5 protein-coding genes are annotated in these 17,818 nt (G+C 74.1%); 2 read left to right on the top strand and 3 right to left on the bottom strand.

All coding sequences use genetic code 11. The annotated features are described in order from the left end of the window. Window positions 1-24 precede the first annotated feature (24 nt). Together IEJ02_RS49395 and IEJ02_RS49390 are read left to right on the top strand one after the other, a co-directional pair. Window positions 25-186, top strand: a complete 162-nt coding sequence (locus IEJ02_RS49395) for a hypothetical protein (RefSeq protein WP_263408031.1) — start codon at window positions 25-27, stop codon at window positions 184-186. Then, window positions 150-239 (top strand): hypothetical protein, encoded by a 90-nt coding sequence (locus IEJ02_RS49390; protein WP_263408033.1) that lies wholly within the window; start codon window positions 150-152, stop codon window positions 237-239. The genes IEJ02_RS49395 and IEJ02_RS49390 overlap by 37 nt, the downstream gene beginning before the upstream one ends. Here the strand turns inward: IEJ02_RS49390 and IEJ02_RS40955 are convergent. From IEJ02_RS40955 to IEJ02_RS40945, 3 genes are all read right to left on the bottom strand, one after another. Beyond that, window positions 229-1,143, bottom strand: a complete 915-nt coding sequence (locus tag IEJ02_RS40955) for a LysR family transcriptional regulator (RefSeq protein WP_223865291.1) — start codon at window positions 1,141-1,143, stop codon at window positions 229-231. The genes IEJ02_RS49390 and IEJ02_RS40955 overlap by 11 nt on opposite strands. Window positions 1,144-1,382: 239 nt before the next feature. Further along, window positions 1,383-12,488, bottom strand: coding sequence for a type I polyketide synthase (locus IEJ02_RS40950; protein ID WP_191069421.1), 11,106 nt, complete (start codon window positions 12,486-12,488; stop codon window positions 1,383-1,385). 5 nt (window positions 12,489-12,493) lie between these two features. Beyond that, window positions 12,494-17,749, bottom strand: a complete 5,256-nt coding sequence (locus IEJ02_RS40945; protein ID WP_191069420.1) for an SDR family NAD(P)-dependent oxidoreductase — start codon at window positions 17,747-17,749, stop codon at window positions 12,494-12,496. Window positions 17,750-17,818 lie beyond the last annotated feature (69 nt).

The following is a 17,818-nucleotide window of genomic DNA, read 5'->3' as shown; positions in this document are numbered from 1 at the left end:
TCCCACCTGCCCGCGGGCAGCGCGATGCAGGTCATGCCCGAGGAGGGCCAGCTGCTGACGCTGCTGGCGGGTCTCACCCCGGCGCGCGGGATCCTCGAGATGCCGAGGCGAGGGACGCCGACACCGAAGGGGTCCGCGCGTTCAACGCGCTGGTCCGCGACGACGCCCGCGTGGAGATGTCGCTGATCCCCATGGCGGACGGCATCAGCCTGATCCGCAAGCGGCGGCTCACAGCCTGAGTCCGGCGGCGACCTCGAGGAGCTGGTGACGGAACCAGCGATGGGCGGCGTCCTGGTTGTTGCGGGGATGCCAGTACATGGCCTCGGTCAGCGTGGTCATGGGCACCGGTAGCGGCATCGTCCTGAGCCCCGACCCCGCGGCTTCGTCCGCGAGGAGTCCCTGGAACACGGTGACCAGCCGGGTCCCGGGCACAACGTGGGGGGCCATGGCGAAACCCCCGACGTCGGCGGCGACCCGGAGCCGGGCGCCCAGGCGGTCGAAGTGGGACTCCACGATCGATGTCATCGGCCCGTTGATCCCGAGGAATGGCAGCCGCCGCAGCTCCTCGACGGTGATGGTGTCACCCACTCCGGGGTGGTTCTCGTCGACGGCCACCACGAACTCGTCGGTGAACAGCGTCTCGCTGAAGAAGCCGGACAGATTCTGGGCAAGGCTGGTCGGCCAGATCAGCAGATCGCACTGTCCCCGGCGGAGCTGGTCGATGAAGTCGGCTTGCGCGGGGAAGACGTTGACGCGGATGTTGAGCGATTCCGCCTCCACTTTGCGCAGAATGGGGCGGATCAGCACCGTCTGGGCGTAGTCGCTGGCGATCACGGTGAAGGTGCGAGGAGGGCCGGTGGCGGGGTCGAAGGTCTTGCTCACCCCCATGACGGCCTGAACCGCCGCCAGAGCCTGCTGCGTCGGCCGTACCAGCGACTCGGCCAACGGGGTCAGCGTCATCCCCCGCCCCTGCCTGACGAGCAGCGGATCCCCGAAGTGGCTCCTCAGCCGGGCGAGCGAGGCGCTCATCGCCGGTTGTCCCACGAAGACCCGCTCCGCCGCCCGTGTCACGCTGCGTTCGGCCAGCAGAGCGTTCAGGGCGATGAGAATGTTGAGATCGATATTGCCGAGGTCATCCGACATACGCACGCCGCTTTCCCAGGGGTCGGTCATGCCCGCCGGCATGGCGCCCGGCAGGAGGAGGCCCGCGCCCGGGGACACCCGGGGGAACGGCCTCTTCCACATCTTCCGGTCCCCCGCGGGCATCGCGTCGGCGAACGAGCAAACGCCAGGCATTTACCCAGGATTCGCCGGTGGTGGAACTGCCCCGGGGCAGTTCCACCACCGGCGGGTACCGGCCGGGCGGGGGCGACGCGTCGGCCTCACAGCACCGTCTGCTCGTCCCCGTGCTCGTCCTCGGCCAGCCACTCGGCCACCAGGGCACTCGTTTGCGAAGCGTGCTCCTCCAGCAGGGTGAAGTGATCACCAGCCGTGGTGCGGACATCCGCGCCCGTGACGACCGGTGCGGAGCCGTCCCCGGCCGGCAGGGGTACGTCGGCCCGTACGGACAGCACCGGCACCGGCGGCGGCGCCGCGGACCATTCCGCGAACAGATCGCAGTTCCAGGCCATCGCCGACAACCCGGTACCGGTCAGGCCGCGCACGACGTCGCGGCGGTCCGTCATGCCGCGCATCAGCGCGGCGACGAACTCGTCCATCCGGTCCGGCGCGGGCAGATACGTGTCCAGGAGCACGACCGACCGCAGCGGTGCGCCGCGTTCGCTCAGCAAAGCGGCCATCGCCAGGGCGAGCAGCCCTCCCGAGGAATATCCCACCAGGACGAACGGGTCGTCCCCGGTCCTGGCGAGGACCCGCTCGGTCTGCACCCGGGCCAGGACCTCCCCCGACTCCGCCAGTGGCTCGCCGTCGAGGAAGCCCGGGGTGGCCAGGACGTCGACCGTGCGCCTGCCCCGGAACCCGGAGGCGAACCTGGCGTAGGTGTAGGCCCCCGCCAGCGGCACCAAGGGGGTCAGACAGACCAGCCGGGGGGCCTCGGCACCCGACCCCAGCGGGGTGAAGGCGGGTGTGCCCGGTTCGGTGCGGAAGGTCGGGCGGTTGCGGGCGACCGTGCGCAGCAGGTCGAACGCCCGCTTCCCGTCGCCCGCCTCGAACGCCGCCGCGCACAGGTCGGCGACCAGGTCGGTGGGCGGTGGTGCGGGCGCCGTCGCGGCGGGTTCGACGCTCAGATGGGTCAGGAGGTGCCGGGCGAGCCGGGCCGGAGTCGGGTGGTCGAAGGCGATCGAGGTGGGCAGCCTGAGCGAGGTGGCCGAGGCGAGGCGGTTGCGCAGTTCGACGGCGGTCAGCGAGTCCAGGCCCAACTCCGCGAACAGGCCTGCCGGGTCGACCTCCTCGGTGCCCGCGTAGCCGAGCACGTCGGCCGCCGTGGCGCGCACCATCTCCAGTAGCCCCTCCTCGGTACGCACCGGCCTCGCGGCGGTGGTGCCCGCCGCCCTGCGCGGTCCGCGCACCAGCCCTGCCATCAGCCGGGGCGGATCCGGCAGCTCGCGGAACACCGCCAGGTTCAGCCGAGCGGCGACGACCTGGGCGTCCCCGCCGGCGGCCACGTTGTCGAAGATGGCATGGCCCTGCTCCTCGGCCAGCGGCATCAGGCCCGACCGCGCGAAGCGCGCGTGGTCAAGGCCCTCGGTCATCGCGCTGGGGAGGTCCCACAGCCCCCAGTCGATCGACACCGCGGGCAGGCCCCGCGCCCGGCGGTGCCGGGCGAGGGCATCGAGCACGGCGTTGGCGGCGGCGTAGTTCCCCTGCCCCGCCGCGCCGAACACCCCCGCGGCCGAGGAGAACAGCACGAACGCGCTGAGGTCCAGGTCCTGGGTCAGCTCGTGCAGCAGGCGCGCGCCCTGGACCTTGGGCCGCAGCACCGTCTCCAGCCGGTCGGCGTCGAGTTCACCGATGGTCGCGTCGTCGAGCACGCCCGCGGCGTGCACCACGGCCGTGAGCGGGTGCGCCGCCGGGACGGCGTCGAGGACCCGGCCCAGTGCCGCACGGTCGGCGATGTCGCAGGCGGTCACGGTGACCGAGGCGCCGGCCCCGGTCAGTTCGTCCCGCAGTTCGCGAGCCCCGGGCGCGTCGATCCCCGTACGGCTCACCAGGACCAGGCTGCGCACGCCGCGTGCCCGTACGAGATGCCGGGCCAGCGACGCGCCGAGTCCGCCGGTGCCACCGGTGAGCAGCACGGTGCCGTCCGGGTCGAGGTCCCGGCCGACGGTCAGCACCACCTTGCCCACGTGCCTGGCCTGGCTCAGATACCGGAACGCGCTCGGGGCGCGGCGTATGTCCCATGTGGTGACCGGCAGGGTCGCCAGCTTCCCGGCGTCGAACAGGGTGAGCAGTTCGGCCAGCATCTCGCCGATCCGCTCCTCCCCCGCGTCCGACAGGTCGAAGGGCAGGTACTCCACACCCGCGGGGCCGCTCTCGCGGATGTCGGTCCTGCCCATCTCCGCGAACCGGCCGCCCGGGCTCAGCAGCCGCAGTGAGGCGTCCACGAACTCGCCCGCGAGCGAGTTCAGCACGGCGTCCACTCCCTTGCCGCCGGTGACCTCGGTGAAGGCCCGCTCGAAGTCGAGCGTCCGGGAGGAGGCGATGTGGTCCCGGGCGACTCCGAGTCCGGCGACGGCGTCCTGTTTGGGCTCGCTCGCGGTGGCGAACACCTCGGCGCCCCACACCGTGGCGAGCTGGATCGCCGCCATCCCGACCCCGCCCGCGCCCGAGTGCACCAGGATCCGCTGCCCCGGCTGGATGCCCAGCAGATCGCGCAGTGCGTAGTGGGCGGTGAGGAACACGGCGGGCACGCTCGCCGCCCGGGCGAAGCCCCAGCCGTCGGGTATCCGCGCCAGCAAACGCTGGTCGGTGACGGCCGTCGAGCCGAACGCGGCGTCGGCGAGGCCGAACACCCGGTCGCCGGGGCGCAGGGAGCGCACGCCGGGACCGACTTCGAGCACGACTCCCGCGGCCTCCACGCCGAGCCGGGTCAGGTCACCGCGCACCATGCCCAGGGTGATCAGCACGTCCTTGAAGTTCACCCCGACGGCACGGACCGCGATGCGGACCTGTCCGTCGGTCAGCGGCTCGACCGTACGGGGGGTCAGCGCGAGATCGTCCAGGCTGCCGGTCGGCGAGGCGGTGAGGTTCCACGCATCGGCGGCGGGCGGCTCCAGCGCGGCCGGCCGCCGGGTCAGCCGTGGCGCGTACCGGTCGGCACCCCGCAGGGCGACCTGCGGTTCCCCGGTCGCCAGGGCGTCGCTGAGGTCGGCCGTGGTCACGGGCCGGTCGCTGTCGAGCAGCACGAACCGTCCGGGGTGCTCGGACTGCGCGGTGCGCAGCAGCCCCCACACGGCGGCCCGGTCGGGCACCGGCTCGTCCGAGGGCCGCGCGGCCACCGCGTGACGCGTCAGCACCATGAGCGGTTCGGGACGGTCGGCGGCGATCACGGCCTGTACGGCGGCCAGGATCCGGGGCAGTGAGGACGCGTCGACGGCCGTCAGCACGATCGACGTACCCGGGGGCACGGCGGACGGCTCGGCGAACGCGGGAACGCCGAGACCGTGGTCGGCGTCGGGGCCGTCGAGCGCCGCCCACTCCCGGTCGGCGGCGGGTTCCGGCTCCGGAAGCGGGGCCCAGTCCACGGTGAACAGCGAGTCCGCGGGCACGGCGCCCGTGCTGGGCCGGGCGAACGGCCGGGTGAGCAGCCTGCCCGCGCGGAACACGAGGGTTCCCTCGTGGTCGACGGCGGTGATCGACATCGCGTCGGACCCGGCCGGGGCGAGGCGGACGAACAGCTCCCGGGCGCCGTGTGCGTGCAGTTCGGCGTCGGACCACAGGAACGGCAGCCCCGGCTCGTCCCCACCGGCCAGCGTCATCGCCTGGCAGGCCGCGTCCAGCAGCGCGGGATGCAACTGGAACCCGTCGGTGGGGACCGTGTCGTCCAAGGCGACCTCGGCGAACAGCTCGTCACCTGACCGCCAGGCCGCGCGCATGCCACGGAACGACGCGCCGTACCGGTAGCCGGCGCTGTTAAGTGCACCGTAGAAGTCGTCCAGTGCGACCGGTTCGGCGTCCGGCGGCAGCACCGGCGTCACCGGAGGAACCGGCGACGCCGACGCCGAGAGCCGGCCGGTGGCGTGCCGCGCCCAGTCGTGCTCGCCCCGGCTGTGCACGGAGAACGGCCGGTCCCCCGACGCGTCGGGGCCGTGTACGGTCAGTTGGATCCGGATGTCGCCACCGGTCAGTACCAGCGGTGTTTCCAGGACGAGTTCGGCGACTCCATGGCAGCCGGTCTCGTCGGCGGCCCGGACCGCCATCTCCAGGAACGCGGTGCCCGGCAGCAGCACCGAGTCCCGCACCACATGGTCGGCCAGCCATGGGTGGGTCCGGGTGGAGAGGGCGCTGGTGAACACCACGTCCGAGGAGCCCGCGAGCTCCTCGGCGGGGCCCAGCAGCGGGTGGGTCTGGCCGGGGCGCCGCGGCGGCTGGGCAGTCGGCCAGAAGCGCTTGCGCTGGAAGGCGTACGTCGGCAGCGCGACGGCCCTGCCGCCGGGCAGCGCGGGGCGCCAGTCGACCGCCACCCCGTGGGTGTGCGCATCGGCGAGCGAGCGCAGGAAGCGGTCCATGTCGCCGTCGTCGCGGCGCAGCGACGCGACGGTGTGCACGGGCTGGTCCAGCGCTTCCGCCGTCTGGTGGAGGGCCGCGGCCAGCAGCGGGCGCGGGCTCATCTCGATGAACACCGTGTGCCCGTCCTCGATCAGCCGGCGGCCGGCCGTCTCGAACAGCACCGGGTCGCGCAGATTGCGGTACCAGTAGGGCGCGTCGAGGGCCGCGGTGTCCAGCCTCCCCCCGGTCACCGTGGAGTAGAACGGGACGTCGGCGCCCTGGGGGCTCAGTCCGGCCAGCTCCGCGAGCAGCGCGTCCTCGGCCGCCTCGACGGCGGAGGTGTGCGAGGCGTAGTCCATCGGCACCCGTTTGGCCGCGGGCACCGCTTCCAGCACGCGCTCGAGTGCGCTGTTGGCCCCGGCGACCACCGTGGACGAGGGCCCGTTGAACGCGGCGATCTCGACGCCGTCGAAGCGGATGTGTTCGGCGGCGACCGGAACGGACAGCACTCCATGGTCGCCGGACAGGCGGTCGGCGATCACCCTGCCGCGTCGCACGACCGCGACCGCCGCCTGTTCGACGGTCAGCGCGCCCGCCACGCACGCCGCGGCGTACTCACCGAGGGAATGCCCGACCACGGCGGCCGGGGTCACGCCGTAGGACTCCCACAGCCGGGCCAGCGACACCATGACCGCGAACAGGGCGGGCTGGACGACGTCGGCCCGCCGCAGCATGTCCTCCTCGCCGAGCACCTCCAGCAGGTCCCAGTCGGCCTCGGTGGCCATCGCCCGCGCGCACTCGGCCATCGAGGCCGCGAACACGGGCGAGGACTCGATCAGCGCGCGTCCCATCCCGGCCCAGCTGGAGCCCTGGCCGGGGAAGACGAAGACGGGGCGCGGGTCCTGGGCGGCGGCCACGGCGGAGACCACCGACGGGGTGGTGGTGCCCGTCGCCAGCGCGGTGAGTGCGGCGGCCAGTTCGGCGCGGTCCCGGCCGAGGGCCACGGCCCGGTGGGATTGCTGCGAGCGCGTGGTGACCAGGGACCAGCCGATGTCGACCGGATCGGTCCCGCCGTCCAGCAGCGCGGACAGCCGCCTCGCCTGCTCCGCGAGGGCGTCCGGCCCTCGGCCGGACACGGCCAGCGGAATCAGCGCCGTCTCCGCGGCCGCCCGCGGCTCGACGGGCGGTGGGGTGTCCGCCTCCAGCACGACGTGCGCGTTGGTGCCCGAGATGCCGAACGCGGAGACCCCGGCCCGGCGCGGTGCGCCGGTTTCGGGCCACGGGGTCCTGCCGCGGGCCAGTTCGACGCTGCCCGCCGTCCAGTCCACATGGGACGACGCCGTGCCGGCGTGCAGGGTCGCGGGCACCGTGCCGTGGTGCAGGGCCAGCGCCGTCTTGATCACGCCCGCGACGCCGGCGGCGGCCTGGGTGTGGCCGATGTTGGACTTCAGCGTCCCGATGAGCAGCGGCCGTGCCCGGTCCTGCCCGTAGGCCGCCAGCAGGGCGTGGGCCTCGATCGGGTCGCCGAGTGGTGTCCCGGTGCCGTGCGCCTCGACCACGTCGATGTCCCGCGGGGACAGGCGCGCGTTCGCCAGGGCCTGGCGGATGACCTCCCGCTGGGCACGGCCGTTGGGCGCCGACAGGCCGTTGGACAGGCCGTCCTGATTGATCGCCGAGCCACGCACCACGGCCCATACGCGGCGCCCCGCGGCACGGGCGTCGGACAGCCGCTGGAGCACGAGCATGCCCGCGCCCTCGGCGAATCCGGTGCCGTCGGCGGAGTCGGAGAACGCCTTGCACAGGCCGTCGGGGGCCAGTCCGCCCTGGCGGGAGAACTCGGTCAGGCCCGTGGGGGTGGTCATGACCGTCACCCCTCCCACGAGCGCCGTGGCACACTCGCCGTTCCGCAGGGACTGCGCGGCCAGGTGCAGGGCGACCAGCCCGGAGGAGCACGCGGTGTCGACGGTGACGGCGGGTCCCTCGAGTCCGAGCGCGTACGCCACCCGGCCGGAGAGCACCGAGCCCGCGCTGCCCGTGCCCGCGTGACCGGCGGCGCTGTCGGCCGCGGCCCCGGTCAGGAGCGCGTAGTAGTCCTGGCCGGTGCTGCCGAGGAACACGCCGGTGCGGCTGCCGGCCAGGCTGCCGGGCGCGATGCCGCCGTGCTCGAGCGCCTCCCACGAGGTCTCCAGGACCAGCCGCTGCTGCGGGTCCATGGCCATGGCCTCCCGGGGGGAGATCCCGAAGAACTCCGCGTCGAAGGCCGCGATGTCGTCCAGGTAGGAGGCCGTGGTCACACAGTCGGCGGGCAGTGCGGCGAGGTCCCACCCCCGCTCGGGCGGCGGCGGTCCCACCGTGGTGCGTTCCTCGGCGAGCAGGTCCCACAGCTCGTCGGGCGAGGTGACGCCGCCGGGGAGGCGGCAGGCCATTCCGACGATGACGACGGGGTCGGTGGTGAGGTCCGGGCCGGCCACCGGGTGCGCCGGGGTCCCGTCAGGACTGCCGCCACCGAGCTCCGCGCGCACGTGGTCGGCGAGCGCGGCGGGCGTCGGGTGGTCGTAGACCACGGTGGTCACCAGGGACAGCCCCGTCGCGGCGTTGAGGCGGTTGCGGAACTCGACGGCGGTCACCGAGTCGAATCCCAGTTCGTTGAACGGCCGGTACGGCTCGACCCGCGTCCCGGAGGCGTAGCCGAGGACCGCCGCGGTCTGGGCCCGTACGACCGCGAGCGGATCGGTGGCCTCCGCCGGAGCGGTCTCGGTGGTGAGCAGCGACCTGACCTCGGGGATCTGCGAGAGCGCCGGGTTCGGCCGGGACGCGGTGACCGCCGTGTGGTAGCGGTCCCACTCGATGTCGGCCAGCACGATCGCGGCGTCGCCGTGTTCCACTGCCGTCCGCATCGCCGCCGTGGCGTCCCGCGGGGACATTCCCGGTACTCCGTGCCGTCGCGCGGCCTCTCCGAGGGGGCCGTCGCCCATGCCGTCCCCGGCCCACACCCCCCAGCCGATCGACGTGGCCGGCAGCCCCTCGGCCCGCCGCTGTTCGGCCAGCGCGTCCAGGTAGGCGTTGGCCGGTGCGTAGGTGCCCTGGCCCGCGGCGCCGACCGTGCCGGCGAGCGAGGAGAACAGCACGAACGCGTCGAGGTCCAGGTCGCGGGTGAGCTCGTGCAGGTTGGCCGCGCCCCGTGCCTTGACCGCCAGGACCCGGTCGAACTGCTCCATGGTCAGGGTGTCGATCGCGGCGTCGTCCAGTACGGCGGCGGTGTGCACCACGGTGCGCAGCGGTGCCGCCGGGTCGATGGAGTCGATCACCCGGGCGAGGGCGGCGCGGTCGGACAGGTCGCAGGGGACGATGCTGAGTCGCGTGCCCGAGTCGGCGAGGTCCGAGGCCAGTTCGCGCGCGCCGGGAGCGTCCGTCCCGCGCCTGTTCACCACGATCACGTGCTCCGCGCCCTCGGCCGCCAGCCACCGCACGACATGGCTGCCGAGCCCTCCGGTGCCACCGGTCACCAGGGCGGTGTCGCGGACCTGCCAGTCTCCTCCGCTCTCCGGATCCACGGGGGCGCGCACGATCCGCCGTCCGAACGCTCCGTTGCGGTCGATGCGGACCTGGTCCTCGTGGGTGTCGCCCAGCAGCACGGCGGCGATCCGGCGTTGGCCGGTGTCATCCAGCGGCTGCGGCAGGTCGATGAGGCCGCCCCAGGCGCGCGGCCGCTCGAACCCGGCCACCCTGCCGAATCCCCAGGTCATCGCCTGCGCCGGGGATCGTGTCGCGTCCCTGGTCACACACCACAGCGGTGCTTCGACGCCCGCCGCGCCCAACTGCCGCACCAGCCGCACGGTCCGGGCGAAGCCCGCGGGGACGGCGGGGTGGTCCGGCTCGGGGTCCTCGTCGTGGGCCAGCAGCGCGAGGACGCCGGTCGGCTTGGGTACGGCGGCGAGGTCGAGCTCGCCCGGCGCCCGGACGACCACCCCGGCGCCGTACCGCCGCAGCGCGTCGAGGACGCTGTCGGACCAGGCATCGGCCCCGTCCATGACGACCAGCCAGGTACCGGCCAGGACCGGATCGGCGGACAGCCGCAGCGGCGTCCAGTCGGTCCGGTACCGCAACCGGTCGAGGGGGCTCGCCGCGGGTGCGGGGTCCCCGGTCGTCCGCTCCTCGGGGGCCACCCAGTAGCGCTCGCGCTGGAACGGGTACGTCGGCAGGTCCACGGCGCGGGCCTCGGGCAGCGCCGCGGTCCAGTCCACCGGCAGGCCGTGCAGGTCGGCGGCGGCCAGCGAGGCGAGCATCCGGTGCAGCCCGCCGTCGTCGCGGCGCAGGGTGTCCAGCACCGGGCCCGCGGCGGTGATGTGCGCGAGCACCGGGTGCGGGCTGACCTCGACCATGAGCCCGTGTCCGTCCGTCACGAGGACGTCCACCGTGTCGGCGAAGTTCACCGTCCGCCGCAGGTTGCGGCACCAGTACCCGGCGTCCAGTTCCTCGGTGTCCAGGCGGGAGGTGGTCACCGTGGAGTAGAACGGCACCTTCCCCGGGCGGGGCCGGACCGGTGCCAGCGCCTCCAGCAGATCGGCCTCGATCCCGTCGACATGGGGCGAGTGGGCGGCGAAGTCCACCCCGGCGAGCCGCCAGCGCATGATCCCGGCGGCGGACAGCCGGCGCTCGAAGGCGTCCAGCGCCGCCGGGTCACCGGAGACGGTCACGTTCTGCGGCCCGTTGACGGCCGCGATGGACACGGCGTCCGTCCCGTCGTCCGCCAGCAGTTCGCGCACGCGGTCCGGCGAGGCCATCACCGTCATCATCGCCCCGCGCCCGGACAGCCGTTCGTGGATGAGGCGGCTGCGCAGCGCCACGACACGGGCGCCGTCCTCCAGGGACAGGCCACCGCTGACGCAGGCGGCGGCGATCTCGCCCTGGGAATGGCCGATCACCGCGGCGGGCTCGACACCGAACGAGCGCCACAGCGCGGCGAGCGAGACCATGACCGCCCACAGCGCCGGCTGTACGACCTCGGCCCGGGCCAGCGCCCGCTCGTCGGACAGCGCCTCCCGCAGCGGCCAGTCGACGTACGCGGACAGCGCCCGCTCACACTCCCGCATGGCCTCGGCGAACACCGGTGACTCGTCCCACAGCCGAGCGCCCATCGCGGTCCACTGGGAGCCATGTCCGGGGAAGACGAACGCGACCCGCTCCCGGCGGGGCGGGCGGGCGGCGCCGAGCGACCGCTCCCCCAGGGCGACGGCGTGCAGCGCCTCGAGCGCCTCGGCACGGCTCCGCACCGGCAGCACGGCCCGGTGCGGAAACCGCGCGCGCGTGGTCGCCAGCGTGAACGCGACATCGGCGAGCGGCTCCTCGCGCTCGAGCAGATGCGCGCGCAGCCGGGCCGCCTGGGCCCGCAGGGCGCCGTCGGTCCTGCCGGACAGGATGAACGGCACCGGGCCGGAGAGCTCGGTGCGGGGCCGTTCCTCGGGCGCGGGAACGCTCTCGACGATGACGTGCGCGTTGGTCCCGCTGATCCCGAACGAGGAGATACCGGCCCGGCGCGGGCGGTCGGCGGCGGGCCACGGCCGGGCCTCGCGCAGCAGGCGCACCGGTCCGGTGGACCAGTCGACGTGCCGGGACGGCCGGTCGGCGTGCAGGGTCTTCGGCAGCCGGCCCGCGCGCAGCGCCTGCACCATCTTGATCAGGCCGACCAGACCGGCGGCCGACTGCGTGTGCCCGACATTGGACTTCACCGAGCCCAGCCACAGGGGGTGCTCGCGGTTCCGGCCGTAGGTGGCCAGCAGGGCGTCCGCCTCGATCGGGTCGCCCAGGGTGGTGCCCGTACCGTGCGCCTCGACGGCGTCGACCTCGTCGGCACGGACCCCCGCGTCGGCGAGTGCCTGCCGGATCACCTCCTCCTGAGCGGCGCCGTTGGGCGCGGACAGCCCGTTGGAGGCGCCGTCCTGGTTGATCGCGGACCCGCGCACCACGGCGAGTACCGGATGTCCGAGCCGCTGGGCGTCGGACAGCCGCTCGACGAGCACCGCCGCGACGCCCTCGCCGAAGTTGGTGCCGTCGGCGGCGTCGGAGAACGCCTTGCAGCGTCCGTCGGCGGCCAGGCCGCCCTGCTTGGCGATTTCGACGAAGCCGTAGGGCGCGGACATCACCGAGACACCGGCGACCAGCGCCTTCGAGCAGTCGCCCGTGCGCAGCGCCTGGGTGGCCAGGTGCAGGGCGACCAGGCCCGAGGAGCAGGCGGTGTCGACGGTGACGGCGGGCCCGCGCAGGCCGAAGGTGTAGGCGATCCGCCCGGAGGTGACGCTCGGCGCGGTACCGGTGGCGACATAGCCCTCCGCGGCGTCCGGGTTGTCCAGGAGGCGGATCAGGTAGTCGCCCGGTCCCGCGCCGACGAATACGCCCGTGCCGCTGTCCCGCAGCGCGTCGGGCGCGAACCCGGCGCGTTCGAACACCTCCCAGGCGGCCTCCAGCAGCAGCCGCTGCTGAGGGTCCATCGCGGCCGCTTCGCGGGGGGAGATGCCGAACAGGTTCGCGTCGAATCCGCCCACGTCGTCGACGAAGTAGGCGTCCGTGACGAAGGGGCTGAGGGACTCCAGGTCCCAGTTCCGGTCCCGGGGCAGCGGCGTGAGCACGTCCGCGCCGGAGTCGACCAGCTGCCACAGCTTCTCCGGCGAGTCGGCCCCGCCGGGCAGCCGGCAGGCCATCGCCACCACGGCGATCGGCTCCGTGGCCGCTTCGGTCAGGGCCCGGTTGTGCTCCCGCAGTCGCTCGGCCTCCTTGACCGATGAGCGCAGCGCGTCGACGAGGCGGTCGGGTGAGACGGTCATGTCGGTCATCCTTCGGATGTGTGCGGTTCGGCCGTGCCGAGCGCGAGGGACATCAGCTCCTCCACGCCGAGGCCGTCGATGTCCACGTCGGTCAGCGCCCCGTCGCGCCTTCGCTCCTCCCCGGCCTGCTCCGACGCCGCGTCGGCCTGAGGCGCCTCGGCCTCGGGCGCCTCGGCCTCGGGAAACAGCTCGGCGGCCAGCTTCCGGGCCAGCGCCTGGGGGCTGGGGTGGCTGAACACCGTCGTGGCGGGCAGCCGGAGCCCCGTGGCCGCGTTGAGGCGGTTGCGCAGTTCGACCGCGCTGAGCGAGTCGAAACCGATTTCGCCGAACGCCCTCAGCGGGTCCACCCGGTCGGCGTCGTGCCCGAGAACCGCGGCCGTGTGCGCGCACACCAGGTCGGTCAGCACCGGTACCCGCTCGGCGGCGGGGACATCGGCCAGCAGGTCGGCGGTCGAGGTCTCGGCCACGGGCGTCGCGGCGACCACCCGGCGGACCCGGCGGCGCACCAGGTCGCGCCACAGCGGCGGCGGTTCCGTCTCGCCGGACGGATCGACGTCGATGGGCAGCAGCAGTGCCTCGTCGCGGGAGAGCGCCTGGTCGAACAGGTCGAGCGCGGCCGCCGCGGACAGCGCGCGAACACCGGAACGGGCGATTCGCGCCCGGCCGGTCTCGCTGAGCGTCGCGGTCAGTTCGCTGGTGTCCGCCCAGAGCCCCCAGGCCAGCGACTGCGCGGGCAGGCCCTCGGCGGCCCTGCGTGCGGCCAGCGCGTCGAGGAACGCGTTGGCGGCGGCGTAGTTCGCCTGCCCGGCGTTGCCGGTGACGCCCGCCGCCGAGGAGAACATCACGAAGCCCGCGAGGTCGTCCGGCCGGGTCAGCTCGTCGAGTACCGCGGCGCCGTCGACCTTGGGGCGGAACACCGCGTCGACGTCGGCCCGGTCGAGCGACCCGACCAGACCGTCGCTGAGGGCACCGGCGGCGTGCACGACGGCGGTGAGGGGACGCTGCGGCGGTATCGCGGCCAGGACGCCGCGCACCGCCTCCCGGTCGGCGACGTCACAGGCCGCGAAGGTCACCGAGGACGCGCCGAGGGCGGTGAGCTCCGCCTCCAGCGCGGCGGCCGTCTCCGCGTCCCTGCCCCGGCGGCTGAGCAGCAGCAGATGCCGGACCCCGCGCTCGGCGACCAGGTGCCGGGCGAGTACGCCGCCCAGCGTGCCGCTCGCGCCGGTGAGCAGCACCGTCCCCGCCGGATCCCACGGCCGGGGCACGGTGAGGACGACCTTGCCGACGTGGCGCGCCTGGCTGACGTACCGCAGCGCCTCCGCGGCGCGGCGGACGTCCCACGCGCGGACCGGCAGCGGGGTCAGCGCGCCCCGCCCGATCAGGGCGGCCAGTTCGGCCAGCATGGCCTGGATCCGGTCGGCACCGGCGTCGAGGACCAGGTCGAACGCCCGGTAGCGCACCGAGGGGTGGTGCAGGCCGACCTCGTCGGCGTCGCGGATATCGGTCTTGCCCATCTCCAGGAACCGGCCTCCCTCGGCGGTCAGCCGCAGGGAGGCGTCGACGAACTCGCCGGTCAGCGAGTTCAGTACGACATCGATCCGGCGCTCTCCGAGCACCTCCCGGAAGGCGTGCTCGAACCGGGTGGTCCGCGAGGACGCCAGATGGGAGGCGCTGACACCGGCGGCCCGCACCTCGGACCACTTCGCCGGGCCGGCCGTGGCGAACACCTCGGCCCCCAGGTGCCGTGCGATCTGTACGGCGGCCATGCCGACGCCGCCGGCCGCCGCGTGGATCAGCACCCGGTCACCGGGGCGGACGCCTCCGAGGTCGGTGAGCCCGTAGTAGGCGGTGAGGAAGGCGACCGGCGCCGCCGCTCCCTGGGCGTACGTCCAGCCGGTGGGCAACGGCACCAGCGTGCGGTGGTCGGCCATGGCGACCGGCCCGGCGTAGGCGCCGGTGACCAGCCCCATCACCCGGTCGCCGACCGAGAGGCCGGTGACGCCCGGCCCGACCTCGGTGACCACACCGGCCGCCTCGCCGCCCGCGGGCCGGTCCCCACCGGGCACCACGTCGAGGGCGACCAGGACTTCCCGGAAGTTGACGCCCATCGCGCGTACGGCCAGGCGGACCTGGCCCTCCCCCAGTGGCGCCAGCGCGTCGGGCGCGGGCACGATGCCCAGGTCGTCCAGGGTGTGCGCGGAGTCCAGGTCCACGCTCCACGCCTCGGCGCCCGCCGGCACGGTGAGGGCGGGAAGGGGGGCGTGCTCCGCGAGACGGGGCACGAACAGCCCGTCGCCCCGCACGGCGACGACGGGCTCGTCACCGGGGACGACGACGGCGGCGGGCGGCAGCGCCGGCGGATCGGCGTCGGGATCGAGGTCGATGACCAGGAAGCGCCCCGGATGCTCGCTCTGCGCCGAACGGATGAACCCCGCGGCGGCGGCCGCGGCCGGATCGGGCCCCCGGCGCTGGCCGGCCGGGAACGCTCCCCTGGTCACGAACGCGAGCGTCGCGTCGGCGAAGGTGTCGCCGGACAGCCACGTCCGGATGGCGGCCATGGCGTGTCCGGTGAGCTCGTACCCGTCGGCCACCGCGTCGCCGGACCGCGGCACGAGAGGCAGCAGTACGACATCGGGCGCGGTGCCGGTGCCCATCGCGGCCGCCAGCGCGTCCAGTCCGGCGTACGGGTGGGCGTCGAGACCGTCGAAGGGGGACGGGGCGGATTCGTCGGGCTCCGGCCAACCCGGAAGGACGGCCGTCCTCGGCGGGGGCGAGGTGTCCGCGGGCGCCGGTATCCGGGTGTCCACGGGCGCCGGTACCCAGTCGACGCGCAGCAGCCTCGCGGTCGATCCGCGGTGGGTGGACAGCGGCCTGCCGGCGGGGAGCTTCATGGTGACGACCTCGCCGATGGCCAGCACCTGGACGCCTAGGGAGTCGGTGGCCAGCAATGACACACCGCTGTCGCCCCGGGGCTCCATCCGCATCCGCAGCGCGCGGGCGCCGGAGGCGGACACCGAGATGTCCGACCAGGTGAACGGCAGGAACGTCTCGCCCTCCGCCAGGCTGCCGTGCGCCATCACCTGCAGTGCCGCGTCCAGCAGGACGGGATGGAGCACGAAGCCCTCGGGGGAGGCCCCTTCCGGCAGGGCGATCTCCGCGTAGCGCACCTCCCCCTCGCGCCACACCCGTCGCACCCCCTGGAACATCGGCCCGTACCGGAGGCCGTCCGCCGCGAGGGCGTCGTAGAAGTCGCCCAGGTCCGCCTCGACGGCGCCCGGGGGTGGCCATGCCTCCCAGCCCGGGGGTGCCGGGGCGGGTTCGCGGGCCACGGTCGCGGTCGCGTGCAGCACCCATGCCGTCGAGGTGCCCGCCGCGCGCGAGTGCACCGTCACCTCGCGGCGCCCGGCGCGGTCGCCTCCCACGGCCACCTGGACGTCGACCCGCTCATGGCCTTCGAACACCAGCGGTGTGTGCAGGGTCAGTTCCTCGATGCGCCCGCAGTCGGCCTCGTCCGCCGCCCTGAGCACCATCTCCACGAAGCCCGCGCCGGGGAACATCACCGAGCCGAGCACGGTGTGATCGACCAGCCAGGGGTGGGAGTCGATGGACAACGAGCCGGTCAGCACGGTGTCCCCGGTCTCGGCGACCTCCAGCACCGCGCCGAGCAGGCCGTGTTCGGCACCGGCCAGGCCGACCGTGGACACGTCGCCGCCCCCGGCGTCGGTGAGCCAGTAGCGCTCACGCTGGAAGGCGTAGGTGGGCAGGTCGACGAAGGCGGGCGGGCGGTCCGCCCACAGCGGTCCGAAGTCCACCGCCGCGCCACCGGCGAACGCCGCGGACAGCGCACGCAGAAACTGGTCCATGCCACCGGACCGGCGGCGCAGCGTGCCCACCGTCGTCGCGGGAACGCCTTTCTCCGCGAGTGTGTCCTGCACCCCGAGCAGCACTACGGGATGGCTGCTGACCTCGATGAACGTGTCGAAGCCCGCATCGGAGAGGCCACGTACCGCGGAGTCGAGGCGAACGGGTCGGCGCAGGTTCCGCAGCCAGTACTCGGCGTCCAACGCGGCGGCGGGCTCGAACCGCCCGGTCACCGTGGAGAAGAACGGCACCGTGGCCTGGCGGGGAGTGATGGTGTCCAGGGCGCGCAGCAGTTCGTCGGCGAGGATGTCGACCTGCGCGGAGTGGGAGGCGTAGTCCACGTCGATCCGCCGGGCGGGTACGTCTTCTCGTACGCAGTGGGACATCAGCTCGTCGAGGTCCTCGGGCGCGCCGGATACGACTACCGAGAGCGGGCCGTTGACCGCCGCGATCGACAGCTCCGCGTCCCGGGCCGCGAGCAGGTCCTCCACCTCGGCCAGGGGCAGCGGCAGCGACATCATCCCGCCGCGCCCGGCCAGTTCCTGCGCGATCAGCTTCGACCGCACGCACACCACCCGCGCGGCGTCCTCCAGCGACAGCGCTCCCGCCACACACGCCGCCGCGATCTCCCCCTGCGAATGACCCACCACCGCCGCGGGCTCCACACCGAACGAGCGCCACAACCGCGCCAGCGACACCATCACCGCGAACAGCACGGGCTGCACCACATCCACCCGCCCCAGCGCCTTCTCATCACCCAACACATCCGCCAGAGACCACTCCACGAACGGCGCCAGCGCCGCCGCACACTCCTCCATCGCCGCGGCGAACACCGGCGATTCCCCCCACAACGCCACCGCCATCCCCACCCACTGCGCCCCCTGCCCCGGGAACACGAACACGGCGTCGTGCGCCTCCGCGCGGGCGGTGCCGGTGACGACGTCGGCGCTGGGCTGCCCGTCGGCCACGGCACGCAGGGCGGCGCGCGCCTGGGCGACGGTGCTCACGACCGACACCGCGCGGGTGCGCAGCGTCGCCCTGGTGGTGCTCAGCGCACGGGCGAGGTCGATCAGGTCGTGGTCGGCCAGGTCGTGGTCGGCCAGGTCGTGGTCGACGACGTCGAGCAGCCGTTCGGCCTGCGCCCGCAGCGCCGCCGGGGTGCTGGCCGTGAGCACCAGCGGCACCACGGCGTTGTCCGGCCGGGACGGCCCGGTGCCGGGACCCGGTGCCTCGGGCCGCGCGGCGGGTTCCGGTTCGGCCTGTTCCAGGATCAGATGCGCGTTCGTACCCGACGCCCCGAAGGAGGAGACGGCGGCGCGGCGGGGGCGGTCCACCACAGGCCACGCACGCGCCTGGGTCAACACCCGCACCGATCCCCACTCCACCTTCGAAGAAGGCACCTCCACATGCAACGACCGCGGCAACACCCCACACCGCAACGCCATCACCATCTTGATCACACCAGCCAC

Origin of the sequence: Streptomyces sp. 5-10 (assembly GCF_014712245.1) — a bacterium.
In the GTDB taxonomy this organism is placed as follows: Bacteria; Actinomycetota; Actinomycetes; order Streptomycetales; family Streptomycetaceae; genus Streptomyces; species Streptomyces violaceusniger.
This window is presented reverse-complemented; position numbering and strand designations above follow the sequence as displayed.